This window comes from Heliorestis acidaminivorans, assembly GCF_008933955.1.
In the GTDB taxonomy this organism is placed as follows: domain Bacteria; phylum Bacillota; class Desulfitobacteriia; order Heliobacteriales; family Heliobacteriaceae; genus Heliorestis; species Heliorestis acidaminivorans.
Genome location: NZ_WBXO01000006.1, coordinates 1 through 24,968, shown reverse-complemented (window position 1 = coordinate 24,968; position 24,968 = coordinate 1). Strand labels below are relative to the sequence as shown.

Here is a 24,968-nt window from a genome sequence, read left to right as displayed (position 1 = left end):
ATAGCTAGGCAATGAAGGAAAGTAGTAACGGGGACCACCATTACAGCGAGCCGGGGTAGGGTGAAAGGCCGGCATGGTAAGGCCATTGTGAAGGCGTTCTGGAGCTTGGGGAAGAACACAGAGCGTACTCTGTTAGTAAAGCCCCATTACACTTTTGAAAGCGGACTGTGTACATGCTCAGTCAATCAGGGTGGAACCGCGGGAGATCAACCTCTCGTCCCTGGCGAAGAAGCCAGAGACGGGAGGTTTTTGTTTTTTTCTGAACAAGCAGGTTTATCAAGTAGGTTCATTAAAGAAGTTTGTTGTGAAGAAATCAGGTTTAGGTAAGAAAAGATAAAGCTAAGGAGTGAAAGGTATGAACTTTCAGCAAATTATTTTAACACTTAATCAGTTTTGGGGTGAAAAAGGCTGTATTATCCAACAGCCCTATGATGTAGAAAAAGGCGCTGGAACGATGAATCCAGCTACATTTTTACGGGCTTTAGGACCAGAACCATGGAATGTAGCTTACGTAGAGCCTTCTCGTAGACCTACTGATGGTCGCTACGGAGAAAACCCCAACCGCTTGCAACATTACTATCAGTATCAAGTGATCTTAAAACCTTCTCCTGACGATGTATTAGAATTATATCTAGAAAGTTTACGACGCCTCGGGATTGATCCTCTAAAGCATGATATTCGCTTTGTAGAAGATAACTGGGAATCACCCACATTAGGTGCCTGGGGATTGGGCTGGGAAGTATGGCTAGACGGTATGGAGATTACACAGTTTACCTATTTCCAACAGTGTGGCGGTATTGATTGCAAGCCCGTATGTGCTGAAATTACTTATGGTTTAGAAAGAATCGCTATGTTTATTCAACAAAAAGATTCAGTTTACGATATTGAATGGGTTGATGGCATCACTTATGGAGACGTGCATCACCAGGGGGAAGTAGACTACTCTCATTACAACTTTGAAGTAGCAGATACGAATGCACTCTTTACCTTCTTCGATCTATATGAAAAAGAAGCCTTGCAAGTAATCGAAAAAGGATTAGTTCAACCAGCCTATGACTATGTATTGAAATGTTCTCATACCTTTAACCTCTTAGATGCTCGAGGAGCTATTTCTGTTACCGAGCGAACTGGATATATTGCAAGAGTACGCAACTTAGCAAGAGCTTGCGCTACAGCCTATGTAAAGCAACGAGAAAAACTAGGCTATCCCTTACTAAAAGATGAAAAATTGCGCAGTGCCTTAAACTTATAGGATTATTGCACTTATTGACAAAATCTGCTGTGTCTGTTTCAGATTAGCAATATCGTTTGACGTTATTAAGGAGGAAGTAACATCGTGAAGCAAAGCGATCTACTTTTAGAAATTGGTGTAGAGGAAATACCGGCAAAGTTTATGCCCGCTACCTTAAAGCAACTTAAAGGATTAGCTGTAGAGGGTTTGCAAGAAGCACGCTTGTCTTATCAAGAGCTCCATGTTTATGGCACACCACGTAGAATAGCCATCAAAGTAAAAGGCCTTGCAACGCTACAGCAAGACTTACAAGTGGAAGCAAAAGGTCCTTCCGTTAAAGTAGCTTATGACCAAGAAGGCCAACCTACGAAAGCTTTACTTGGTTTTGCTCGATCTCAAAGTGTAGAACCTGCGAATATGATCAGCAAAGAGATTAACGGTGTACCTTATCTATTCGCCCTACGCACTGAAAAAGGGCAATTAGCGATAGAAGTTCTACCTGGACTTTTAAAAGATTGGATAGGCAAACTCTCTTTTCCCAAACCAATGCGTTGGGGTTGGGGAGAGATGCGCTTTGCTCGACCCATTCGTTGGCTTGTAGCTCTTTATGGAGAATCTGTATTACCCCTAGAGTTAGAAGGAGTGCAAGCTGGACGGAGGACTTATGGACATCGTTTTCTGGCGGAAGAACCAATTGACCTTGCGCATCCAGAAGAATATGAAGCAAAACTAGAATCAGCTTATGTAATTGCTGATCCAGACAAGCGGAGACAAGAGATCTGGCAACAGATACAAGAGCTTGCAGTTTCCGAAGGCGGTCAAGTTGCAGAAGATAAAGACCTATTAGAAGAGATTAACTATCTCGTTGAATATCCTACAGCGCTTTGCGGTAGAATCGACGAAAAATATATGCAATTGCCTGAAGCAGTGCTAATTACACCAATGAAAGAACACCAGAGATATTTTCCTGTTATTTCTGCAGAAGGACGATTACTGCCTAAGTTCATTACTGTTCGCAACGGTACAACAGAACATCTGGAAATTGTGCAAGCAGGCAATGAAAAAGTATTGCGTGCACGCTTAGCTGACGGAGCTTTTTTCTATGAAGAAGATCAAAAAGTCCCCTTAGATAAGCAAGTAAAAAGACTAGAAAAAATCGTTTTCCATGAGAAACTAGGCACAGTTTATGAGCGTGTAGAGCGGGAAAAGGCTTTGACCACTTGGCTCGCTCAGCACCTAGAGGTAGAGCAAAGTATTGCTCAACGCGCTTATAGAGCCGCAGAATTGGCAAAAGCAGACCTTGTAACATTGATGGTCTATGAGTTTCCCGAATTACAAGGTCTAATGGGCGAAAAATATGCCCTCCTATCAGGTGAAGCAGAACAGGTAGCTCAAGCAATACGCGAACATTACCTACCTCGTTATGCTGGTGACACCTTACCAGAGACAATGGAAGGCACTCTTGTAGCAATAGCTGATAAAGTTGATGCTATTGTAGGTTCATTTGCCATAGGTATTATACCAACAGGTTCACAAGACCCTTATGCTCTTCGACGTCAGGCGCAAGCATTATGTCTTATCGCTATGAAAAAAGATTTATCCTTATCTTTGTCAGAGTTATTTAAGAAGTCCTATGAACTTTACAGTGAGAAAGTAGAACTTTCTAGAAATGTACCTGAAGTTCTAGCAGACCTTCTAGACTTCTTCTATCAGCGTCTACGCTTTTTGCTGAGTGAAGAAGCTATTCGCTATGACGTCATCGATGCAGTGCTAGAAGCTGGAATCGATAAACCTAATGAAGTCTACAAGAGAGCAAAAGCGCTAGCAGAATTTCGTGAAGAAGAAGCCTTTAGTGCATTATTAACGACCTATACAAGAGCCGCTAATTTGGCCAAAAAAGGCGGTCAAAAAGAGCTGTCAAAAGAACTCCTCCAAGAACCTGTAGAAAAGACTCTTTATGAGGCTATTATGAAGGCACAAGGCGAGATAGACTCAGCCCAAGGTGACTACGCACTTGCTTTGCGGGTAATGGCACAATTACAAGAACCTCTTGATGCCTTCTTCGATCAAATAATGGTAATGGTAGAAAATGAGCAAATAAGAGAAAATAGGCTGGCCTTACTCAAAGCTGTCGATGCTTTGATGGACGGTATTGCCGATCTTAACAAAATTGTGAATTAATTTCTTCAAAATAAGCAGGAAAATAAAAAACGATATAGTATACATTATTGGGAGTGATAAGTAATATAGTATGTCATAATTGTGTCTTCCAGGGAAATTATTACGTAGGGTGGTGACAGCGATTGAACTGACGGATCGTCAGATTAAGATCGTGGAGATCGTCAAAGAACGAGGTCCGATTACGGGGGAACAGATAGGCGAAATCCTTAATTTGACACGCGCTACTTTGCGACCTGATTTAGCCATTCTAACGATGTCTGGAATCCTGGAAGCACGTCCTCGTGTTGGCTATTACTACAATGGTCAGTCTGGTAATACACTGGTGGCTCGAGCGATAGGTAAAATAAGGGTAAAAGATGTTAAGTCATTGCCCGTAGTGGTGAGAGAAGCTACTACTGTTTATGACGCCATTGTTACCCTTTTTACAGAAGATGTAGGCACCTTGATTATTGTTGATAATGAAGGTGGTCTTATTGGTGTCGTATCGAGAAAGGATCTTCTGAAGATCGCCATTGGAGGAAACGATGCACAGAAGATCCCCATTAGTATGGTCATGACTCGGATGCCAAACATTGTTACCGTTACACCTGAAGATACGATCTACCAGGCGGCCAAACGTCTTATTGTCCATGAGATTGATACCCTTCCGGTAGTAAGGACTTTTGCACTTCCTAATGGTCATGAACGACAGGAGGTTGTAGGTCGTATTACCAAAACAACAATAACAAAATTATTAGTTGAGCTTGGAGAAGGGCATAATTAGATGGAAAATATCGTAAAATTATGGTGACGTTGAAAGGCAACCGAGGAGGGGAAGAGCATAAATAGCGTCAGCAGTGAGAAACCCATTATCTATGTCGTTTCCGACTCAATTGGTGAAACGGCAGAATTTGTAGCTCGTGCAGCAGCAAGTCAATTTGATGGTGAAGGTGTAGAGATTAGAAGAATTCCTTATGTCTCTGACGTCAATCATATTCACAAAATTATTGAAGAAGCCGCTAGCACATCAGCTATGATTGCATACACCCTTGTTGTAGCTGATTTACGTGATTACCTCTTGCGCTTAGCTAATGAGAAAAACATTGTAACTGTTGATATTTTAGGACCTATGATCCAAGGAATTCAAAAGATATCACAACTAGAACCGGCCATGAAACCAGGCTTGTTACACCAACTTGATGAACAATATTTTCGCAAAGTTGAAGCCATTGAATTTGCTGTGAAGTACGATGATGGGAAAGATCCTCGTGGTATCGTACATGCTGATGTGGTGCTTGTTGGTGTGTCAAGAACTTCTAAAACGCCTGTTTCTATGTATTTAGCTCACAAAAGGGTAAAAGCCGCTAACGTTCCTCTTGTACCAGAAGTAGGTCCTCCAGAAGAATTATTTCAGATGCCCAAACGTAAGATTGTAGGACTTACCATATCACCACAGCTCCTATATGGTATTCGAACAGAAAGACTAAAAGCTCTAGGATTAGTTGGCAACGCTGATTATGCGAGCCTAAAACGCATCTTAGATGAATTAGACTTTGCTGAGGCCATTATGAAACGAATCGGTTGTCCAGTCATCGATGTAACCAATAAAGCCGTAGAAGAAACAGCGGCAAGAGTGTTACAGATATATTACAGGGGGGAACGTAATGTCTAACAAATGGGTTTATTTATTCGAAGAAGGTAAAGCTGATATGAAATCGCTCCTAGGGGGTAAAGGAGCTAACCTGGCTGAGATGACTAATATTGGTCTTCCTGTACCTCCAGGCCTTACAATAACTACAGAAGCATGCAATGCTTATTATGATAATGATAAAAATTTCCCCTCTGACTTGATGAACCAGGTCAAGGAAGCTCTGCAAGATGTAGAAACTAAACTAGGCAAAAAATTTGGAGACTCTAAGGATCCTTTATTGCTGTCCGTACGCTCAGGCGCTGTTTTTTCCATGCCTGGTATGATGGACACTATTTTGAACCTAGGTTTAAATGATACGACAGTGCAAGCACTAGCTACTGCTACAGAGAATGAGCGTTTTGCCTTAGACTGCTATCGCCGCTTTATTCAGATGTACTCAGGCGTCGTATTAGATGTAGAGCATGACGACTTTGAACATATTTTGGAACAAGTACGTGAAAAACAAGGTGCTAAGTTTGATAACGAATTAACACCTGCCTCCTTGCAAGAAGTAGTGGAAGGTTACAAAAGCTTAGTTCTACAAAACACCGGTAGATTGTTCCCACAAGATCCTATGGAACAACTAGAAGGTGCTATTCATGCCGTTTTCGAATCTTGGAACAATGACCGCGCCAAAATTTATCGTCATATTCACAAAATTCCCGATAACCTAGGCACAGCTGTCAATGTTCAGTCTATGGTATTTGGTAACATGGGTAGCGATTGCGGTACAGGTGTTGCCTTTACCCGAAATCCTTCTACAGGCGAAAAAATTCTCTACGGAGAATACTTGATCAATGCTCAAGGTGAAGACGTGGTAGCTGGTATTCGTACACCTAACCATATCTCGACACTGCAAAAAGAAATGCCTGTAGTTTTTGACCAGTTTGTAGAGATCTGCCAAACTCTAGAAAAACATTATCGCAATATGCAAGATATTGAGTTCACCATTCAAGGTGGAAAGCTTTGGATGCTACAGACTCGTAACGGAAAAAGAACAGCGGCGGCGGCTGTAAAAATTGCCGTAGACATGGTTGATGAAGGGCTCATTACCAAAGACGAAGCTATCATGCGTGTAGAACCTGAACATCTAGATCAACTACTTCATCGTCGCATCGATCCAGAAGCAAAACTAACAGTCGTTACAACTGGTTTGCCAGCATCACCCGGTGCCGCTTCCGGTACTATCGTCTTCAATGCTGATGAAGCTGATGCTCGTAACAAAGCAGGCGAGAAAATCATTCTCGTGCGCACAGAAACTACTCCAGATGACATCCATGGAATTATTGCAGCTCAAGGTGTTTTAACTAGTCGTGGTGGTATGACTTCTCATGCCGCAGTTGTAGCTCGCCAAATGGGTAAAGCTTGCGTTTGCGGTTGCGAGTCAATTCGCATTGACTATGCTAAAGAAGAGTTTAGCGTCTTCACCGAATCAGGTGCTAAGCAAACTTTCAAAAAAGGCGAATTGATTTCTATCGATGGTGGCACGGGACGTGTTATTGATGGCGAAGTTCCTATGCTTGAGCCTGAGCTTACTGGTGAATTCCAGACCTTATTAACCTGGGCTGATGAAGTCCGTAAACTTGGCGTAAGAGCTAATGCTGACAATCCAGAAGAAGCCAAACAAGCTCGTGAATTTGGTGCTGCGGGTATCGGATTAACCAGAACAGAGCATATGTTTATGGCACAAGATCGCTTACCTATTGTACAAGAAATGATTCTATCTCAATCACAAGAAGAACGACAAAAAGCATTAAACAATCTTCTGCCTATGCAACAGCAAGATTTCTACGGTATTCTCAAAGAGATGTCTCCATTCCCCGTCACTATTCGTCTACTCGATCCACCTCTTCATGAATTCTTGCCAAACGCAGAAGAGCTACTTGTAGAGATTACTAAGCTTAACTGCGCTTTAGAGGTAGTTGCTGAAGAAGAAAAAGAAGCCATTCGTACAGAGATTGATAATAAAGAAGTACTCCTTCGTAACGTTCGTCAACTTCATGAATTTAACCCTATGCTGGGACACCGCGGATGCCGACTTGGCATTACCTACCCAGAAATTTATGCTATGCAAGCGCGCGCTATCTTCCAAGCAGTAGCTCAACTAGTTCAAGAAGGCTTTGAAGTAGAGCCAGAAGTAGAAATTCCTCTGGTAGTCCATGTAAATGAGCTAGCACATCTACGTAAGCTCGTTGAAGATGTAGCCGACGCCGTATCAGCAGAAACAGGTGTTACTATTCCCTATACCGTAGGAACGATGATTGAAGTGCCCAGAGCCGCACTAACAGCTGAAGATATTGCTCTCAAAGCTGACTTCTTCTCCTTCGGTACTAACGACTTAACCCAGACAACTTTTGGTTTTTCAAGGGATGATGCAGAAGGCAAATTCCTTGGTTACTACACAGAAAACAAGATCATTACAGACAATCCTTTTATCGTACTTGATCGCCAAGGTGTAGGTGCACTGATGAAAATGGCGGCAGAAAAAGGCCGTGCCGCTAATCCCAAACTTCTTGTTGGTATTTGTGGTGAGCATGGTGGTGAGCCTTCATCTATTGAGTTTTGCCATTTGATTAATCTTGACTTTGTATCCTGCTCGCCTTACCGTGTTCCTATTGCCCGCTTAGCCGCCGCTCAAGCTGTTATCAAAAATAGATAAATTTCCCTCTAAGCAACTGTATAGCTCTATCTATCAGCAGGGCATACTATGGCCATGATGATAGAAGAACATGACGATCAACTATTTCAAATTGAACTTCCTGGTGAACGCATTCCAATGGTGTCAATGAGTAATAGAATCACCAAAAAGGAAGAAAAAAGTCATGAAACCCCTACCTCGTTGCATAAAATATAATTGAGTCCTCTCAAAACGCAGGTGGGGCAGCGGAGCCACTGCGTTTGCAACCCCTGGCATAACAGCCAGGGGTATTTTATATTTTTTCTTGAGAAGGATTTGTAATTTGCCATAACGAATTGTATTTATATAAATTTACAAGCTTAAAAATCTCTAGGCTGTAAGGCTTATGAAAAGGGATTTCGATTAACTAAGAGGAGGCAGTAAAATGGCCATAGGTGACGACTATGAGATTTTTATAAAGAAGGTTCATACTAAAAGTGGTCTTGATTTATCAAATTATAAAAGACCTCAAATGGAGAGAAGAATTCGAACATTAATGCGCTCACAAGGTGCTAGTGACTTGGTGAGCTACTTTTCCATCATAGATCGTGATAGTAATCAGTATCAAAAGTTCATTGATCATCTAACCATCAATGTTTCTGAATTTCTCCGTAACCCTAGTCAATGGGATGTATTGCGTAACAAAATATTGCCACAATTACTTAAAGAAAATCCCAAGTTAAAAGTATGGTCTGCAGGTTGCTCCACTGGAGAAGAACCTTATAGTTTAGCAATAACCATGTTAGAAGCACGCTGTGATATGACTCATAAAATCATAGCTAGTGACATAGATCGAGAAGTATTGAGAAAAGCCCAGATAGGTCTTTACGGATCTAAATCTTTGGCTAATATACCGGATGCTCTAGTGAAAAAATACTTTATAGAGCAAGGTAGTGGTTTTTATCAAGTTAAAGACGAGTTAAAAAAGCATATTAAATTTCAACAGCACAATCTACTCAAAGATTCTTTCGAGTCTAACGTAGATCTTATTCTCTGCCGCAATGTAGTCATTTACTTTACTGAAGAAACTAAATCGTTGCTCTATAAGCGTTTTTATCAATCTTTGCGCAAAGGTGGCATCCTTTTTACAGGCTCTACGGAACAGATTTTTCAGGCTAGAGAGATTGGTTTTTCAACAGCGGCAACCTTCTTTTACCAGAAGTTGTAGTAAACTAGAAAGGGAGTCTTTATGCCTGTCTACAAAATCGGCGACAAAGAACCGCAAATTGACAATAATACCTATATTGCACCAACGGCTGTTGTAGCCGGCGATGTCATAATCAAAGAAGGAGCAAGTGTCTGGTTTTATGCTGTAGCTAGAGGAGACTGTGGTTGGCCCATTACAATAGGTCGAAATACGAATGTACAAGATCATGTAATGATTCATACAGACTACGATTGGCCTACAGAAATTGGTGATTCTGTTACTATTGGTCACGGTGCTATTATTCATGGAGCAAAAATTGGTGATAATTGCTTAATTGGTATGGGTGCTGTGCTTTTAGATCGTTCTGTTATAGGGGAACATTCCGTTGTAGGCGCTAATACATTAGTTCCACCGGGCAAAGAATTCCCAGCTTACAGCCTTATTCTGGGTAATCCTGGCAAAGTAGTAAAGACTTTTACACCGGAAGAAGTAGAACCATTCAAAAGAAATGCTCAGAGTTACGTTAAATTATGGCAACAAGACTATAAAGGGAAGGTCAAATAGACCTTCCCTTTAATAATTGCTGTCTGGGCCTGTCAATAAATAGATTTCTAACTCTTGCCTTCCAAAGATAATAGCTGATTCATGGTCAGGCAGAAAGAAATCGATACGGCGTCCTCGAATTTTTCCGCCTATATCTTGAGCTTCGAAAACACGACCAAAGGCAGGCACATATATTTTTGTTCCTAGTGGTATTAGATCGGGATCAACAGCTACAGTGTACCATTCTTCAGCTAGATGACCAGACTTGGTAATGCCATCTGTTTTACCACAACAAATAATACAAGCATCATAAGCAGTAGCTTCAACAACCATGGGTACAGAAATGCGATAACCATTCATGACCATTTGATCCATTGTCTTTACTGGTTCATGATAAACTGGTAATGCAGTAGGAACTCTCCACTCAGCTATAGCTTCTTCTGTATCGACGATGAAGAGTTGAATGCTCATTAAGGCGGCAAAAAAGATATAGAACCATGGCTTTTGCCACCAAGGATGGGCATACAGAATAATCATCTCCTTTTATTCATGACAGGCCTACTTCTATAATGTACTTTTTAGATGCTTTTATTCTTTTTTTGTTTAGTAAAAATAGGAGAATGATACTTTGCTGAATTAATAAAGTGCAGATAGAGTCTATACGTAAAAAATGTTCAAAAGGGAATCCTTAAATATAGAGACTGCTACACCTCCTGAAGAAACTGGAGGTGACGCTGTTTTGAAGATAGCCCACCGTTTACCTACCCTGTCAGGAATGGAAGTTGCTAGGGTGCTTTGTCGTAATGGCTTTGAACAGCGACGACAAAAAGGGAGTCATATGAGATTTGTAAAAAAAGGCCCCAGAGCAGTTTTTTCAGTGACCATTCCAAGTAACCAAAAAAACCTTAAAAAGGGAACGCTCATGGGCATCTTACAACAAGCAGGCCTCAGTAAAGAAAAGTTTCTTAGTCTTTTATCCGCCTAAAGCCACTTACTGAGGCAGGGAGGGTGAAGATGGGAGGTGTAGCAGTTTCGCTACTATGGCAGGAAAATGATGCCGCAAAGTCGAAGCAAGACGGGCGGCATTTTGCATGCAGGGGGATAGATGATGGACTACAAAGAAGATTTGATTTTTGCTTTAGATATAGGCACTCGCAGTGTAGTAGGTTTAGTAGCGAGAGAAAAGGAAGAGAGCCTAGAAATACTACATACGACTATGGAAGAGCATCGCACACGGGCTATGCTCGATGGTCAGATCCATGATGTCGTTCAGGTAGCTAAGATCGTTAATAAAGTCAAGCAAGCTTTAGAAAAAGAGCTAGACGTAACTTTAGAAAGTGTTGCTGTAGCGGCCGCCGGTAGAGCATTAAAAACAGCTAAAGGGAAAGCTCAATTAGAAAGAACAGCTTTACAAGAATTTACAGCAGAAGATCAGCTTGCTCTTGAATTAGGGGCTGTACAGAACTCTTTACAATCCTTAAAAGAGCAAGAAGTAGCCAATGTACAAGATTACCATTGTGTTGGCTATAGCATTGTGCACTACTTTCTAGAAGGACAGGCTATTGGGAATTTAGTGGGACAGCGCGGTTTATTAGCAGAAGTAGAAGTGATTAGCACTTTTCTACCTCGTGTTGTTGTAGACTCTCTTTTCTCTGTTCTTGATCGCGCTGGCTTAGCTATGAAAAGTTTGACCTTAGAGCCAATTGCGGCTATTAATGTGGTCATTCCACAGAATATGCGTCAGTTAAACTTAGCTTTAGTCGACATAGGCGCAGGTACTTCTGATATTGCCATAACTGCTGAAGGGACTATTAAAGCTTATGCCATGGTTCCTATTGCAGGAGATGAAATGACAGAAGCAATCTGTCAGAAATATCTTTTAGATTTTCATGAAGGCGAAGATATAAAAAGAAAACTACAAGCCTTACTATTATCAGGTAATCAGGATGAAAAGATTGTTTTTCAAGATATTCTTGGTTTTGAGCAAGCTCATAAAAGCTTGGAACTTACAGAAGCTCTCAAGTCTCCTGTAACTAATCTAGCTCAACAGATTGCTGAAAAAATTATAGCTTTAAATGGTAAGAGTCCGCAGGCGCTTATACTTGTTGGTGGTGGTTCTCTTACACCTTTACTACCAGAGAAAATAGCAGAAGTCCTCAATTTACCTAGAGAAAGAGTGGGAGTACGGGGACGAGAAAGTTTGAAAGGCTTAAGTGGGAATGTTTCCAATATGATAGGACCTGAATACGTAACCCCTGTCGGTATAGCTGTAACTTCTCTCAACCATCAAACTTTAAGTTTTTACGAAGTAACACTAAATGGTCAGAGAATACGTCTTTTTAACATGGGTCAGGGAACTGTAGGAGACGTTCTACTCTCTGCTGGAGTTAATGTAAAAAACTTACATGGACGACCAGGTCTAGCGCTTACGGTACAAGTAAACGGCGAAGTTAAAATATTACGAGGTACTTTAGGAGAGCCCGCTTACTATACTGTTAATGGCGAAGAAGCCCGACTAGATAGCCCTGTTCAGCAAGGTGATCTTATAGAATTTGTGGAAGCAAAAGCAGGAAAAAATGGACAAGGCATAATTCAGGATGTAGTACCTAAGTTAGAGCCTATTCAGGTCGTTCTTAATGAACAAAACATAACTGTTGATCCAATAATCCTCATGAATGGCAAAAAAGTAAACCTAGAAACTAAACTTATAGACGGTGCTAAAATACAGTATTGTACAATCGATACTGTAGCTGATCTATTAGACACAGTTGGACAGTTAGATTCAATTAAAGATCAACATTCAATAAGGTACAGCATAAATGGGGAAAAGAAGAAAGTGCTTGTATCTACCCCAGAAGTTACATTAAATGGTCAAGTAACTTCTCTAGATAAGCCTATTCAAAAGGGCGATCAAATTAATGTAGGTCACTCTTCTATTTCAAACTTACAGATTAAGGACATTGTCGATTTAGAACGATGGAATGGTGGAGAACTTTTTGTTACAGTTAATGATAAAGAATGGGTTTTTTCAGGGGAACAAGCAGAATTATATCTTGATAATCAAGTTGCCACAGGAGAAGAGTGGATTAAAGAAGGAGATGATATTGTAGTTAAAGCTGGTAAATCAGCCGATCTTATCTTATCTGAACTATTAGCTCGCATTAATTTCAATCCAAAGCCCCCCGAAGGGAAGAGTAAACTACAGATTAAAGTCAACGGTTTTGTAGGTGATTATACTACGGCTATTCCCAACCGAAGTAGAGTAGAATTGTATTGGACTTAAGCGTAGCAGAGAGCAAAAAAATACCTGCCAGGGCAACTGGCAGGTAATACTTATGTGACACCTCCTAATTACAGCATTTAGGTTGGGATTAGGATTGGCTAGGCCAAAGAGCAGAAAAAACAGGTTCTGTGAAAAATATATCAAATATTAATAGAGATAACATGAGGCTTCTGTCCTTCCTTAGGAGGACTGAAGTCTTTATTTTTATCACAATTACACAGAAAATAGAAATAAATGGTTAATTATCGCCTTGTAGGGGTATGCTATTAAAGCATAGAAGAGGAGGGGCTACATGGATACCCATAAAATATTTTTTCGTTTATCGGCATTTTTAATTGTTGTTTATCTATTTTTAGCAATTGTTATTCCAGGAGGCGTCGGGACAGCTTACTTAGCCATTGCGGCAGCTTTATTACTTTTAGGTCCTATGATGCTTCAAATATGGCTATCATGGAGAAATATGTCTAATAATGATATAGAACATTTGTTGATGAAAGAAGATAAGGAGAGGGAAAGCCTAGTAGATTTAGCAGAAGACAAAGATATAGACAGAGATAATCTTTCCTCAGCGATGGGAAAAGCAATGCCTAGATTACTATTTCTAAGCTTAATATTAATCTTGTTAGGTTGGTGGTGGGATTTACTTCTTTACTATGGGATTGCCGCAGTATTTAATTTACTTTTAGTTATTTACTTGGCTATACGAAAACTATCTCTACGAAGAGAGATATAAGAAGAGCTGTGCTTGATTAGGCACAGCTCTTCTTACTTAAAAATGGTATTAGTTCCATTGTAAGACCAAGGCTTTCTCTACCGAAAAAAAATACTTTACCAGAATTATTATAAAGAGCCCAATCAACCTGAAATAGTTTGACAGTCTTTATCTGCCCCTGTTTCAGAAAGTGGTGTAATAGTTGCGAAAAGGTAGCAAAAAGTTTTTTCTCGGTATGACTCTCTCTGCCTTGCTTTTAGGTATGCCTGCTACGACAACAGCTAACTCTGTTCCTGCTACATATACTGTGGAAGCTGGCGATAGCCTTTGGAAGATTTCACGCACTTTTAACGTGACTGTAGAAGAGATAAAAAGATTTAATAATTTAGAGAATGATTTTATCTATGCCGGTCAGCAGTTAAAGTTAAGAAATAATCTTACCGTCACTCACACAGTACAACCTGGTGAAACGCTCTGGATCTTATCGAGACAATATGGTGTGACTATCGATAGGATAAAAAGCATGAATCAACTTAAGAGTGATGAGATCAGACCAGGACAAGTTTTAATTGTACGTCAAGATGGAAATGGGACTTCAAGTAACTCTAGTATAGTAAACTATATTGTACAGCCTAATGATAGCTTGTGGAAAATAAGCATGCAATTTGGTGTTTCTATTGAGGCTCTTCGTTCCCATAATCAGCTCACTAGTGATATGGTTTGGGTTGGTCAAAGGCTTCTTATACCACAGACGGGTGCATCTCAACCGGTGACTACACCAAGCCCAACTCCTACGCCAACACCAACACCAACACCGTCGCGTGGAGGTCAAAGTAATGTAACGCAGTGGCCATCAATTACTTATATTGTATTGCCTGGCGATACTGCTTCATCAATTGCCCGACGCTTCGGTGTTTCTGCTCAAGATATTTTGCGCTTCAATTACATGGAACCACATGAGTGGTTTAATGCAGGAGAAAAAATAGCCATTAATGGTTACGCACCTCGTCTCTACACCGTTACACCAGGACAGTATCAGTCACCGGCTCAAGTAGGTCATATTGTGGACTGGTTCTTAGAAGGAAAGTACTTGCTGAGACGTAACGATGTCTTTACTGTTGTCGATGTACAAACGAATAAGAGTTTTAAGGTGAAAATGTTAGGCGGTTATAATCACGCTGATGTAGAACCCTTGACGAGGCAAGATACGGCAGTCATGCGCGAGATCTTTAACCATCAATGGACCTGGACACCTCGAGCTATTGTAGTATACAAAGATGGCATGAACATAGCGGCCTCATTATCAGGTATGCCGCACAGCTTTAACACCATCTCGGATAACGGTGTTACGGGACATTTTGATATTTATTTGCTCAATAGTACAGCCCATGGTAGTGCTTCTGACGTTTATATTCGTCAGCATCAGGACATGATTCAAAAAGCAGGCGGTCGATAAAAGAACAGGTCATACATATCAGGATCTTGGTGCTCTTTTTTTCTATAATAAAAGGCTCGTCAGTCATATATCTGACGAGCCTTTTATATTTCTCTTAGCTATATATCAGCCAATATGCTTACTTTGCAGAGAACTATAAATATCAAGTCGATAGAGAATTGCTTTAACAACTTGATTTATTTCTAATCCTACATGATTGAGATCAGTTCCGGGACACATTTTAATTAGGCGTAAGTCGTAATCCTCGTAAAAACGAGAGCTTACAACTTCATCGTAATCGGTAGGATAGATAGCCCAAACTTCAGGAACTGGTCCAATATGGCGTCGTAAAAAGTCATCTACATCACCCATCAAGTAAGGTGATTTGCAATAAGCACCATATGCAAGCAGTTGTCGCATAGCACCGGGACGGTTAGGTGCATCAATTTTTTGTGGATCCCAGAAGTTCTTCAGAGGTCTATACTTAAAATCAAAGAGCACGCTTCCCGCATAAATCTCTTCTTTGTAAATATCAATACGACCATCAGGCCGGTCGTGCGTTCCTTTGATGTACAAAGGAGCAATATACTTATCGGTTTGTTCACTTTTACGAGGAATTAGAGCATCGTAGACAAGATGAAGCTTTATTTTGTCTTTTTCTAAAATGATAGTCGTCCCCGAAGGTAATGATGGAATTAAGAGATGGTTGTTAGTAAAGTTAAGGTCAAAAAGCCATCCACTTTTCACTTCAAAGTTAAGAGGTTCTTGCATTAGAGCACGACATATTTTTAGAAAACCCCAGTTTTCATATAATAGATCTGTCCGTTTCCACTGGTATTGATAAGTTCTGTCTAGTGCAACTTCAACTTTCTCTTTTTGCAAATCTTTATAGAGTTTATAGAGAGTTCGATAACGAAAATCAGTCATCATCACAAGAGGTATTTTACTATATACATTAAGGCCTACTTGATTAAACCAGGGAGCTTGTCGTATGAAGCGAAAGCTATGTAAGAGCTTTATGCATTGTTCTTGATAATTTTTGATAATAGGTAGTCTTTTGTCTGCTCCAGGAAGTCCATTTCTTTCGATTCTTTTTGTTTTTACCGTATCTTCTTGTTCCTGTAAAGCTAAGGCAAATTCCTGTAGATTTTTTTCAATAGTTCTAATAATTCTACGAAGCCAGCGGTTTTCAGGAAGGTCATAGTCAAAGGTGCGGTTTTTGGAAACTTTATAATTGGCTTTGCTGTAGAGATCGTTAAGAGCGGAAATGATTACATGGTGAGATTTTTGAATCATCATAAATCGAAACCAGAGTCGAGAAGGCACGTCTTTGAGTGCTGGTATAGCTTGACCTAAATTTTTGCTAAAAAGGTGAAGAGCTAACTCTTGCAACTCTTTCTCTAATTCTTCTTTCATGCTTTCCCACTGTGCTTGTGTCATTTGCTTTGGTAGCACTTGAAGTAGGGCATGATAAGTTCTGTCAGAAGTGACAATTGTTATCTTATAATAACCGGGAATAAGAGGATAATCTTCATAGCGAAAGAGTAGACATTCTTGTTCACCAGGTGGTAGATAAGCTTGCCCTTCTTCATCTCGTAAGACCATTCTTTCGGGAAGTGTCTCTAGACCATCCATATAGAAGCGTGCTTTGGAATCAGAACAATAAAAAATAAGTGATAGATTGAGGTTTTCTAGAATTTTAATAGATGCTTCTGCCTGATAAAGCTCTTTTTCCTGCTCATAAAAATCTTTTACAGCGATGAAACGATCTCCATTCATAAAAGCGAGGGAAAAGTTAGTCTGCTCAGACTGTATAGCCATAGATATTCAACTCTTTCGCCTTTTGATAGAGTATCTGGCGAGTCTCCTGAAAGGATGAAAGATCTTTGTATTCATCGAGAAGTCCTAGTAAAGGTTCGCTTACGACTTCTTGACGCTCCATAAGAGATACACCAAGAAGTGATTTTAATTGTTCTTCAGGACCTCTAACTTTTGTTAATATGCGTTGTACGATTTGACGATCAAAGGCTTCACTTCTAGTTATAAAAGGATTGCGGGGAAGATTTTTTAGATATTTGTCTATTTGTCTCAAAATCCGAAAACCAATGCCTAAGTTTTTGTTAGCTCTTTGGAGTTGTAGATGAAATTGCCTTAAAAATGAAAGCTCTCTATCTGTTAGCTCGCAATCTTCTGGCTCTTTAATAAAAGATTGATAAACAGGCAGTGTCCATTTTCTGGAGATACTTTTTCGACTTTTTTCTTCCTTTAGCTTCTTAAGATCTTCAAAAGGCATGATGTTAAGTTGAATCACATTAGCTCGGTCTAGAACTTTATCGGAAAAATGATAAGTTGATTCATCTATGTTCACAGTACCGACAAAAAGCACATTGTCGCTTATAGGGATGGTTGGGGGGTATTGTGCGGCATTGTATAGTTGGCTTTCTAGATCCTCGTTGTATAGGCGTAGCAAGCGTTTGTTAGCATCCATTTCTAGTACCGAGAGAAACTGAGAAAAATAGTGTTCTACGCGAGCTAAGTTCATTTCGTCAAAACAGACAATGTATAGTTTTTCTTTTTTATTTTCTTCTTTGCATGCTTGTAAGAGGATGTCGATTAATCCAGAGTTAGCAGGTTGAAAAACTTTATGGGTAAAGTTTACTGAGCCAATTAGATCAGCATCATCATTCCAAGCGGGTCGAACAGGGATCATCGTAAATTGATCTTCTGTTAACTGTAGTGCTTTTACGTAAGATTGAACTAATCTTGATTTTCCTGTTCCACTCATGCCAGTTAAGACGACTAACGTGGAGGTTTTCATAGCTGTATGAAAGTGAATAAGATCTTTCCAGTCATAAAGTAAGCCTTGTTCGCGCGTTATCTGCATGAAGTTTTGGATAAAAAGATCTTCACTTATATCTTCCTTGTTTGTTTCTAAGGCCGAAAGTTGCTCTTCCCATAACTGTATATCTAGCATTCTATCAACAATAGGAGCTTCAAGGCTTGGAGATAGGTTAGGAGCTTCTTTTTCACTAACAGAAGTACATATGTGAGTAGAAGCTTTCATGAGACTATAGATCTCGTTATATTTTTCCGATGATAAAAAGAGTAATGTATCGTTACCAGGGACTTCAAGAGCTTCTTCAAACCACTCTTCGGGGAATTCACTTTTCTTAAGGACGTCATATTGAAAGGAAAAACCACTTTGCATACTATGACGATGTCGTCTAAACTCACCAAAAATCGTGAAAGAATGATCTTCATTGCGCCATAGTAGAAAAGTTGGTGTTGACATAACTTCTGGCAAGGCTTGAATAAAGCCAATTGACTCTTGTTCAGTAAGCTTCTGAAGAAAGTCCTGATAATTTAAGCCATGTTGTTCTTGACTGAAAAAGGGTATCCAAAGATAAGTCGACTCTTCTCGATAAGACAATGGCTTAGGTACAAGTCGTACATCTTTTATATAAAAGTAATCGCCGCGACGTTCCGGTCGAAAAATAAATAATTTTTCAGCAAGAAATTCTTTAAGGTCTTCTATTCGTTGGTAATCATCAGCAAAGTATTTTTCTTCGAAACCATATCTCTCTATATCGGAAGCATAGCCTGTATATAGACTATTGCTAGGAAAGCCTTCAGGAGTTTGAGAGATTAACTTTACCGAAAATTGAAGTGAATTTTGGCGGTTAACAAAAACAGCTCCACCGTTCATTTTAGTCGCCACATATTCGTCGCTAGCTAATACACCAATTACATCAAAAGGCCATTTTGTGATCCTCATATCGCTGATTCCCCTTGTTTTAGATATCGTTGCAATTCAGCGAAGCTGTTGAATTCAAGATATTTTTCTATTTTAACTTCTCTACGTAGTTTTCTTTTAATAACTAGAGGAATGTCATAATTCAGTACCCATACTTGATCAGATTTTGCAAATAAACTTTCTTCAAAAGCTCTGGCAATGTCTCCTGTTGTAATATTTTGTATAGTATAGCGGTTTAAGTTGTGTAAGCGATTTATATTGTGCGGTAATTTGCCAACTAAAGCTATTTGCTGTTTTTTCAAGTTGTTTTTTTCTGATACCTTTTCCTCTGCTAGGGTTTTCTTTTCTATAATTTCTGTTGAAGCGACTTCTGCCTCGGCTGGCGAAGTAATATTCCAAGTAGGGCTGTTTTGTAAAGTTTTTTGTAAGGTATCACATAACTCTGCTAAGCGTCCTATTTCTTCTTCTTTGTCTTTTATTCGTCTATCTTTTTCCTTGATTTTTTGTAAAAGGCTTTGTCTTTCGTGTTGCCATAAGCTTTTTTCATTATCAAAATCATTTTTTTGTTTTTCAAATTGTTGATTTAGTTTTGCTATTTTTTCTTCTGTTTTTTGGATTTTCTTTTCCATTTCTTGATATTGCTTTTGTAATTGGTCCGTTGATTCTATTACTTTTCTCTGCTCGGCTTCAGATTTGCGATTTTCTTGTACATGATTTTCATATGATTGGAGTTGGCCTGATTCTTGCAACTGTGTAAAGAGAGCTTCTGCTTTTTCTTGATGACTTTGCTCTGAGCTAGAGGCTAGCACGCTCAAGACAGTGGCGGGATTAGAGCCCAACTGGATGATTTCTAGCAATTCTGACGTTTCTTTTTCGCGACAAGCTAAAAAGTGTGCTTGTAATTGCATATGTTTGTCCATAGCTTCTTGTAGTTTAATAAAACTTCGACTGCTTAGAATAGTTTGGATTAACCGAGGTCTGAGCATAGTAAAGCGTTGGTCCATTACGATTTGACGAAATCCTGGAACTTTTACTTGCATAGCTCTAGCAAGACTAACTAGTTCTTCGTGAGCCATCATATCCAAAAGCCATTTCCAAAGAGTTTTATTCACATGGTCTCACCTTCCTAAATCATTTTTTTAGTATTTTTTGTATATTCTCTTTAAGAATGGCGAATACCTTTCTTTGCTTTTGTAGGAATTGAAGAAAAAAAGTCGAATGATCGTCTTTAAGAGGTGATTTTTTGATGAAGTGGCTTTTGCCATCCCTTTCTCTGCCAGATTATGACGGTGTAACAGCCATGCAGGGGGCTATTTTACATCAAAATGGAATAAAAGCAGAAGAGAGTGAAAGTTTTCTTCGTGCTTCGATAGAAGATTTAGAAGATCCTATATTGTTAAAAGACGCAAAAAAAGCGGCTTCTTTCATCAGAGCCGCTATTGATCAGTCTATACCGATCACTATATACGGTGATTATGATGCTGATGGCATTACGGGGACAGCACTTTTCGTGGAAAGCTTACGTAAACTTGGTGCTGACGTAGACTGGTATATTAATAGTCGTTTTGTCGGTGGTTTTGGCATGCAAGCGCAAGGTGTAGAAGAAATTGCAGCCCGTGGCATACCTCGTCTAATTGTGACTGTTGACAATGGCATTAATGCTTTCGAGGGCGTACAAAGAGCTAATGAGCTAGGAATGGATGTAATTATTACAGACCATCATGAACCAGACAAGACAACTCCACCGGCGAAGGCTATTGTGAACCCCAAACAGCATGACTGTCCCTATCCCTTTAAAGATTTAGCTGGTGTTGGTGTTGCTTTTAAGGTACTACAAATTTTATTTGAAGAAATAGATAGACCTAAAGCGTTGCTTCGCTCCCTTGATCTGGTTGCTTTGGGCACTGTTGCTGATGTTATGCCAATTCGTGGGGAGAATAGGATTTTTGTTAAAAACGGTCTAAAACTGATCAACTGGGGAGAGAAAAGCCGTCTTGGTTTTCAAGCCCTCAGGCAAGTAGCAGGCTTAAAAGGTGAAGTGAACAGCCATTATCATCTGGGATTTATCTTTGGTCCGCTCATTAATGCTAAGGGAAGACTAGAAGGTGTACCTGTGGAGGCTGTAGAATTATTGCTGACTTCAGAGCCAGCTCGAGCTTACGAGTGGGCTGGTAGCTTAAAAAGAATAAATCAATTACGGCAACAATGGACAGAGACACAAACAGCAGTGGCCCATAATCTTGCCGCAGCTGACCATTCTTTTCATGTGCTATATGATCCTGCTTTCCACGAAGGAATTGTAGGTCTCATCGCTTCAAGATTAAAAGAGCGCTTCTATAGGCCTATTTTGGTATTAACCGATAGCACTGAAAAGGGGATTGTCAAAGGCTCAGCACGATCGGTAAAAGGATTTTCATTAAAAAAATATTTGGTCGATGCTTGTGCGGACCTGTTAGTCAAAGGTGGCGGTCATGATATGGCGGCCGGATGCTCATTATACAAAAAAGATATCCCTTTGATAAGAGAGCGCTTGCAAGGCTTTGCAGGACAAATTGCACATGATATCTTCGAGCCAGTTGTGGAAATAACAGCTTTAGTTAGACCAGAAGATATTTCAGTTGGTTTAATTGAGGAGATTGAAGCATTAGCACCTTATGGTGTTGGCTTCTCCAGACCTCAGCTTTTGCTGGCTCCATTTGTTCCCGAAAAAGTTTCTTTTATGGGAGCAGAAGAAAAGCATCTTAAGATGGGCAGTCAGAAATTAGAAGTTATTGCTTTTCAACAGGCAGAATCCTTCCGGAAGTTAGCTACACAAGAGCCCTTAGCTTTACTAGGCTTACCTGAGATTAGTAGTTATAATGGTGCTATACAATTTAAAGTTAAAGACAAGGGTATTCGTTTATACGAAGATATTTTGTCATCGCAGGTTGTCAGTCCTAGTCAATAGAAATATCATTCTCGTCAACATTTTCTTCGCTCTGTAATGTAGATATAGCAAGAGCCAAAGAAATTAAAGAATACAGAAGAAAACGAAGGAAAGATTGAATTAACTCACCAAATAAACCCATAGGACAACACTCCTTTTGCTTTACTATAAAAGTACAACTTCAGATGTTTTTTTAAGAAATATTTATAGTTTACCCTCTCGATGTAAATTAATGAGAAAAATTGATTAATAATGCAAATAAGCAAATTTACTCAAAATCAGAAAAACAAACATATTCGCTTACAAGGGTGGATAAAAGAAATAGAGAAAGGAGGAGAACTAATGAATGTTCTTTTTTTGTCACCTCATTTCCCCCCTAACTATTACCAATTTGTCGTAGCCCTAAAAAAAGCAGGAGCAAATGTTTTGGGAATTGCTGATAGGCCCTACGATGACTTACCTTTGGAATTGCGAGAAGCTTTAAACGATTACTATCAAGTTCCTACACTAGAAGACTACGATCAATTGGTACGAGCCTGCGGTTATTTTACTCATCGCCATGGAAAGATTGATCGCCTAGACTCTTTAACGGAGTACTGGTTAGAAAAAGAAGCAAAACTTAGAACTGACTTCAATGTTTGGGGTATTCAAAATGAAGGTATAGACAAGGTAAAAAGTAAATCACGGATGAAAGAAATGTTTCTCCAAGCAGGAATTGATGTTCCCCGTGGTCGCGTCGTTCGTAATATTGAAGAAGCTCGAGCCTTTCTCAAAATTGTCAACTTTCCTGTAGTGTTAAAACCTAATTCTGGAGTAGGCGCTGCTAATACTTACAAAATTCATACCCGACAAGAGTTAGAACGCTTTTTTCAAGATAAAGAGAGCTCAGGTAATTTTGGCGACTATATCATGGAAGAATTCATCACTGGGACGATCTACTCTTTTGATGGGTTGACAGATCGAGAAGGACAGTTAGTTTTTTATACATCTCACCGTTACGGTCAAGGGGTAATGGAAGTTGTAAATGAAGATCTTCACGTCTATTACTACTCCTTACGGGAAATTCCAGATAAATTAGTAGCGGCAGGGAAGAAGGTTTTAGAGGCTTATCAAGTACGGGAACGGTTTTTTCATTTTGAATTTTTTCGTACTGCTGATGATCGTTTTATTGCTTTAGAAGTTAATATGCGACCACCAGGCGGATTAACGATGGATATGTTTAACTATGCCCATGATATAGATCTTTATCAACACTGGGCTCGTTTAATCGTAGAAGGTACTTTACCTCTTCACTATACAAGGAAATATCATTGTGCTTATATAGGTAGAAAAAATAATAAAAGCTATGCACTTACTCACGAAGAAATACTTCGCGAGTATGGACATAAGATTCCCTATCATTGTGATATAAATCCTGCTTTTACTCGCGCTATTGGTGATTATGGATACTTATTTCGTTCACCACACTTAGAAGAAATTAAGGAAACTATAGATCATATTCTGGCGCTTAAGAATCAATAAAAAATCTATAAAGCTGTGTAGATAAAATTTTGTAGGGACAGCTTTTTATTATTGAGAGCTGTCCCTGAAGGGTTGATAACTGCCTCTGAAGGCTTCAAGGCGCTTAAATAAATAAACATCTTAAAGTTAATTTTTTGGGTATTCCAATTATTTTTTTAATTATGTATTCTAGAGATGTAGTAAAAAAAATAGCAAAAGGCTATAAGTTATAAGCGTAACTTATGAAGATGAAGTATTTCTAACTTATGTACAAGCAATGACAGCTTAGGAGGGTTGCGTTTGAAGTGGGTTATTTATGGTCTCGTAGTGATCGCTTTTATGGACACTTTCGTTCAGTTGCCTGTTATGCCAATTTATGCTCAAATGCTAGGTGCGGGTTTGTTTCTAACAGCAGTTGTTACTTCCGCTTATTCAATGGCTAATATGGTCGGTAATATTGGTGCTGGTTGGTTTATCGGCAATATTGGAAGACGAAATGCCATATTTTTTGGACTATTGCTAGCGGCCCTTGGAGTTTTCAGTTATTCATTAGTAGATGATGCTAATACTTTATTAGCTGTTCGCTTGATTCATGGTTTAGGTATGGCTGTTGTAACACCTGCTGCTTTTTCTTATCTCGCTGATTTAGCTTCTCCGAGTGAGCGAGGAAAGCAAATGGCCAAATCAGGCATTGCCATTGCTATTGCTGCTTTGCTAGGTCCTATGGTAGGCGGTATTGTTCTTGACCAACTAACGGTATATCATCTTTTCTACATAATGTCTGCCTTGTTAGTTATTACAGCTTTTGTTGTTCGTCAAGTATTACCGGCTACTTCGGTGAAACAGGAAGATCGATCCGTTAACATAGCTTCTTTATTACGCAGACCTTATTTGCTAATGGCTTATGTATCTGCCTTTATTCTTTTGTTTGCTAAAGGTACTATGGCCTATGCTTTACCTCTGGCAGCACAAGCTAATGGATTATCAGCTACATCTATCGGTATATTATTTAGTGCCTTTGCAGCTGTGGCTATTTTAGTCTTTGTTACGCCACTAAGTCGCCTATCAGATAAAATAGGACGACAAGTACCGCTCTTGCTGGGCATGATTATTGTAATGATCGCTATGGTTGGCCTATCTTGGGCCTCAACACTGCCTACTATGGTAGGTATGATGGTCATTTATGGTTTTGGCTTTGGCATCCTCTTTCCTTCAGCTACAGCTACAGTCGTTGACAATTCTGATGATGGAGAACGCAGTGCTGCCTTCGGTCTCTTCTATGCTATGTTCTCATTTGGCGTCATCCTCGGACCACTTGCTACAGGTTACTTCACACGTTGGGGCATAGACCCATTTATATTCGCTAGTATTTTTGTATTTATTACAACAACAAGTCTATTCTTTTTATTTAGAGATCTCTTCACAACTAGAACAATCAGCTTCGAAAGTAAAAGCTAGGTCAAGTAAAAACCTCTTTGCTTCTCTAAGGAAGTAGAGAGGTTTTTGCTTATGTTATTGTTTTTATAAAAAAAATGAAATTGGAAAAAAATGATGGTTGCATTTTATTCTAAGCTGTGTGATAATACTCCTTGTCGCCGCGAGAGAGCGAACGACAAAAAACAACAGAAAGCAACAAAAAGCTTCTGTTCTGGTCCTTGAAAATCAAACAGTTGTAAAAAAAGTCAAGCGTGCGAAACGTCGAAGCTGAAAGGCAGAGACAGCAATCAATTTAAGTCAATTAGAGCTTGTCAAAGCTCCGGGATATAAGGATATAAAGGATGTTAACCGCTATTGCCATCCATGGCGCGGTTAACTCCGTAAAATCCATTTTACGGAGAGTTTGATCCTGGCTCAGGACGAACGCTGGCGGCATGCCTAACACATGCAAGTCGAACGGAGTCGATTAAGTA

19 protein-coding genes, 1 rRNA gene and 1 other annotated feature are annotated in these 24,968 nt (G+C 39.6%); of the genes, 16 read left to right on the top strand and 4 right to left on the bottom strand.

All coding sequences use genetic code 11. From position 1 onward, the window contains the following. Positions 1–2: 2 nt before the first annotated feature. Positions 3–225: a binding site (T-box leader), on the top strand. Positions 226–355: 130 nt separating this feature from the next. The 8 genes from glyQ to F9B85_RS08860 all read left to right on the top strand — a co-directional run bounded on the left by glyQ (position 356) and on the right by F9B85_RS08860 (position 9,469). After that, a complete protein-coding gene (gene glyQ, locus F9B85_RS08890; RefSeq protein ID WP_151620059.1) occupies positions 356–1,252 on the top strand; it encodes a glycine--tRNA ligase subunit alpha in 897 nt (298 codons plus the stop codon). Positions 1,253–1,336: 84 nt separating this feature from the next. Further along, positions 1,337–3,412, top strand: a complete 2,076-nt coding sequence (gene glyS, locus F9B85_RS08885) for a glycine--tRNA ligase subunit beta (protein ID WP_151620057.1) — start codon at positions 1,337–1,339, stop codon at positions 3,410–3,412. A gap of 121 nt (positions 3,413–3,533) precedes the next feature. After that, a complete protein-coding gene (ccpN, locus tag F9B85_RS08880; protein ID WP_170270386.1) occupies positions 3,534–4,175 on the top strand; it encodes a transcriptional regulator CcpN in 642 nt (213 codons plus the stop codon). Positions 4,176–4,259: 84 nt separating this feature from the next. Next, entirely contained in the window at positions 4,260–5,063 is an 804-nt protein-coding gene (locus F9B85_RS08875; protein WP_151620053.1) for a pyruvate, water dikinase regulatory protein, read from the top strand. Beyond that, complete coding sequence (gene ppdK, locus F9B85_RS08870; protein WP_151620051.1) at positions 5,056–7,740, top strand: pyruvate, phosphate dikinase; 2,685 nt, start codon at positions 5,056–5,058, stop codon at positions 7,738–7,740. Before F9B85_RS08875 ends, ppdK begins: the two co-directional genes overlap by 8 nt. A 48-nt stretch (positions 7,741–7,788) precedes the next feature. Further along, complete coding sequence (locus F9B85_RS14395) at positions 7,789–7,935, top strand: hypothetical protein (protein WP_170270358.1); 147 nt, start codon at positions 7,789–7,791, stop codon at positions 7,933–7,935. Positions 7,936–8,143: 208 nt separating this feature from the next. Then, on the top strand, positions 8,144–8,926 hold the full coding sequence (locus F9B85_RS08865) for a CheR family methyltransferase (protein ID WP_151620049.1): 783 nt from the start codon (positions 8,144–8,146) through the stop codon (positions 8,924–8,926). A gap of 21 nt (positions 8,927–8,947) precedes the next feature. Then, positions 8,948–9,469, top strand: coding sequence for a gamma carbonic anhydrase family protein (locus tag F9B85_RS08860; protein WP_151620047.1), 522 nt, complete (start codon positions 8,948–8,950; stop codon positions 9,467–9,469). Positions 9,470–9,478: 9 nt separating this feature from the next. On the opposite strand, the gene F9B85_RS08855 is transcribed toward F9B85_RS08860, so the two are convergent. Next, positions 9,479–9,985: a 3D domain-containing protein gene (locus F9B85_RS08855; protein ID WP_151620045.1), complete on the bottom strand. Its 507-nt coding sequence runs from the start codon at positions 9,983–9,985 to the stop codon at positions 9,479–9,481. Between the two features lie 202 nt (positions 9,986–10,187). Here F9B85_RS08855 and F9B85_RS08850 point away from each other — a divergent pair, with 202 nt between their 5' ends. The 4 genes from F9B85_RS08850 (at position 10,188) to F9B85_RS08835 (ending at position 14,899) form a co-directional block, all read left to right on the top strand. Continuing rightward, entirely contained in the window at positions 10,188–10,433 is a 246-nt protein-coding gene (locus tag F9B85_RS08850) for a type II toxin-antitoxin system HicA family toxin (RefSeq protein WP_170270356.1), read from the top strand. A gap of 123 nt (positions 10,434–10,556) precedes the next feature. After that, positions 10,557–12,731 (top strand): cell division protein FtsA, encoded by a 2,175-nt coding sequence (locus F9B85_RS08845; protein WP_170270354.1) that lies wholly within the window; start codon positions 10,557–10,559, stop codon positions 12,729–12,731. 292 nt (positions 12,732–13,023) lie between these two features. Continuing rightward, positions 13,024–13,464, top strand: a complete 441-nt coding sequence (locus F9B85_RS08840; RefSeq protein ID WP_151620039.1) for a hypothetical protein — start codon at positions 13,024–13,026, stop codon at positions 13,462–13,464. A gap of 181 nt (positions 13,465–13,645) precedes the next feature. Beyond that, positions 13,646–14,899, top strand: coding sequence for a LysM peptidoglycan-binding domain-containing protein (locus F9B85_RS08835; RefSeq protein ID WP_151620038.1), 1,254 nt, complete (start codon positions 13,646–13,648; stop codon positions 14,897–14,899). Positions 14,900–15,004: 105 nt separating this feature from the next. On the opposite strand, the gene F9B85_RS08830 is transcribed toward F9B85_RS08835, so the two are convergent. From F9B85_RS08830 to F9B85_RS08820, 3 genes are read right to left on the bottom strand one after another with little or no spacing between them, the layout of a single operon-like run. Beyond that, entirely contained in the window at positions 15,005–16,699 is a 1,695-nt protein-coding gene (locus F9B85_RS08830; protein ID WP_151620037.1) for a DUF2357 domain-containing protein, read from the bottom strand. Then, complete coding sequence (locus F9B85_RS08825; RefSeq protein WP_151620036.1) at positions 16,683–18,653, bottom strand: McrB family protein; 1,971 nt, start codon at positions 18,651–18,653, stop codon at positions 16,683–16,685. Before F9B85_RS08825 ends, F9B85_RS08830 begins: the two co-directional genes overlap by 17 nt. Continuing rightward, on the bottom strand, positions 18,650–19,744 hold the full coding sequence (locus F9B85_RS08820) for a hypothetical protein (RefSeq protein WP_151620035.1): 1,095 nt from the start codon (positions 19,742–19,744) through the stop codon (positions 18,650–18,652). Before F9B85_RS08820 ends, F9B85_RS08825 begins: the two co-directional genes overlap by 4 nt. Before the next feature lie 134 nt (positions 19,745–19,878). On the opposite strand from F9B85_RS08820, the gene recJ reads away from it, so the two are divergent. The 4 genes from recJ to F9B85_RS14605 all read left to right on the top strand — a co-directional run. Next, complete coding sequence (gene recJ / locus F9B85_RS08815) at positions 19,879–21,579, top strand: single-stranded-DNA-specific exonuclease RecJ (protein WP_151620034.1); 1,701 nt, start codon at positions 19,879–19,881, stop codon at positions 21,577–21,579. Between the two features lie 321 nt (positions 21,580–21,900). Further along, the gene (locus F9B85_RS08810; RefSeq protein WP_151620033.1) at positions 21,901–23,079 is read left to right on the top strand and encodes an ATP-grasp domain-containing protein; all 1,179 of its coding nucleotides are present in this window, start codon (positions 21,901–21,903) and stop codon (positions 23,077–23,079) included. A gap of 279 nt (positions 23,080–23,358) precedes the next feature. Further along, complete coding sequence (locus F9B85_RS08805; protein ID WP_151620032.1) at positions 23,359–24,516, top strand: MFS transporter; 1,158 nt, start codon at positions 23,359–23,361, stop codon at positions 24,514–24,516. A 370-nt stretch (positions 24,517–24,886) separates the two neighbouring features. Then, a 16S ribosomal RNA gene (locus F9B85_RS14605) occupies positions 24,887–24,968 on the top strand; the annotation flags it as partial.

What these genes read in the sequence shown, in the direction of transcription:
- glyQ (WP_151620059.1), top strand. Translation starts at nt 356, where the DNA reads ATGAACTTTCAGCAAATTATTTTAACACTTAATCAGTTTTGGGGTGAA.
- ppdK (WP_151620051.1), top strand. Translation starts at nt 5,056, where the DNA reads ATGTCTAACAAATGGGTTTATTTATTCGAAGAAGGTAAAGCTGATATG.
- F9B85_RS14395 (WP_170270358.1), top strand. Translation starts at nt 7,789, where the DNA reads ATGGCCATGATGATAGAAGAACATGACGATCAACTATTTCAAATTGAA.
- F9B85_RS08865 (WP_151620049.1), top strand. Translation starts at nt 8,144, where the DNA reads ATGGCCATAGGTGACGACTATGAGATTTTTATAAAGAAGGTTCATACT.
- F9B85_RS08860 (WP_151620047.1), top strand. Translation starts at nt 8,948, where the DNA reads ATGCCTGTCTACAAAATCGGCGACAAAGAACCGCAAATTGACAATAAT.
- F9B85_RS08855 (WP_151620045.1), bottom strand. Translation starts at nt 9,985, where the DNA reads ATGATTATTCTGTATGCCCATCCTTGGTGGCAAAAGCCATGGTTCTAT.
- F9B85_RS08845 (WP_170270354.1), top strand. Translation starts at nt 10,557, where the DNA reads ATGGACTACAAAGAAGATTTGATTTTTGCTTTAGATATAGGCACTCGC.
- F9B85_RS08840 (WP_151620039.1), top strand. Translation starts at nt 13,024, where the DNA reads ATGGATACCCATAAAATATTTTTTCGTTTATCGGCATTTTTAATTGTT.
- F9B85_RS08830 (WP_151620037.1), bottom strand. Translation starts at nt 16,699, where the DNA reads ATGGCTATACAGTCTGAGCAGACTAACTTTTCCCTCGCTTTTATGAAT.
- F9B85_RS08825 (WP_151620036.1), bottom strand. Translation starts at nt 18,653, where the DNA reads ATGAGGATCACAAAATGGCCTTTTGATGTAATTGGTGTATTAGCTAGC.
- recJ (WP_151620034.1), top strand. Translation starts at nt 19,879, where the DNA reads ATGAAGTGGCTTTTGCCATCCCTTTCTCTGCCAGATTATGACGGTGTA.
- F9B85_RS08810 (WP_151620033.1), top strand. Translation starts at nt 21,901, where the DNA reads ATGAATGTTCTTTTTTTGTCACCTCATTTCCCCCCTAACTATTACCAA.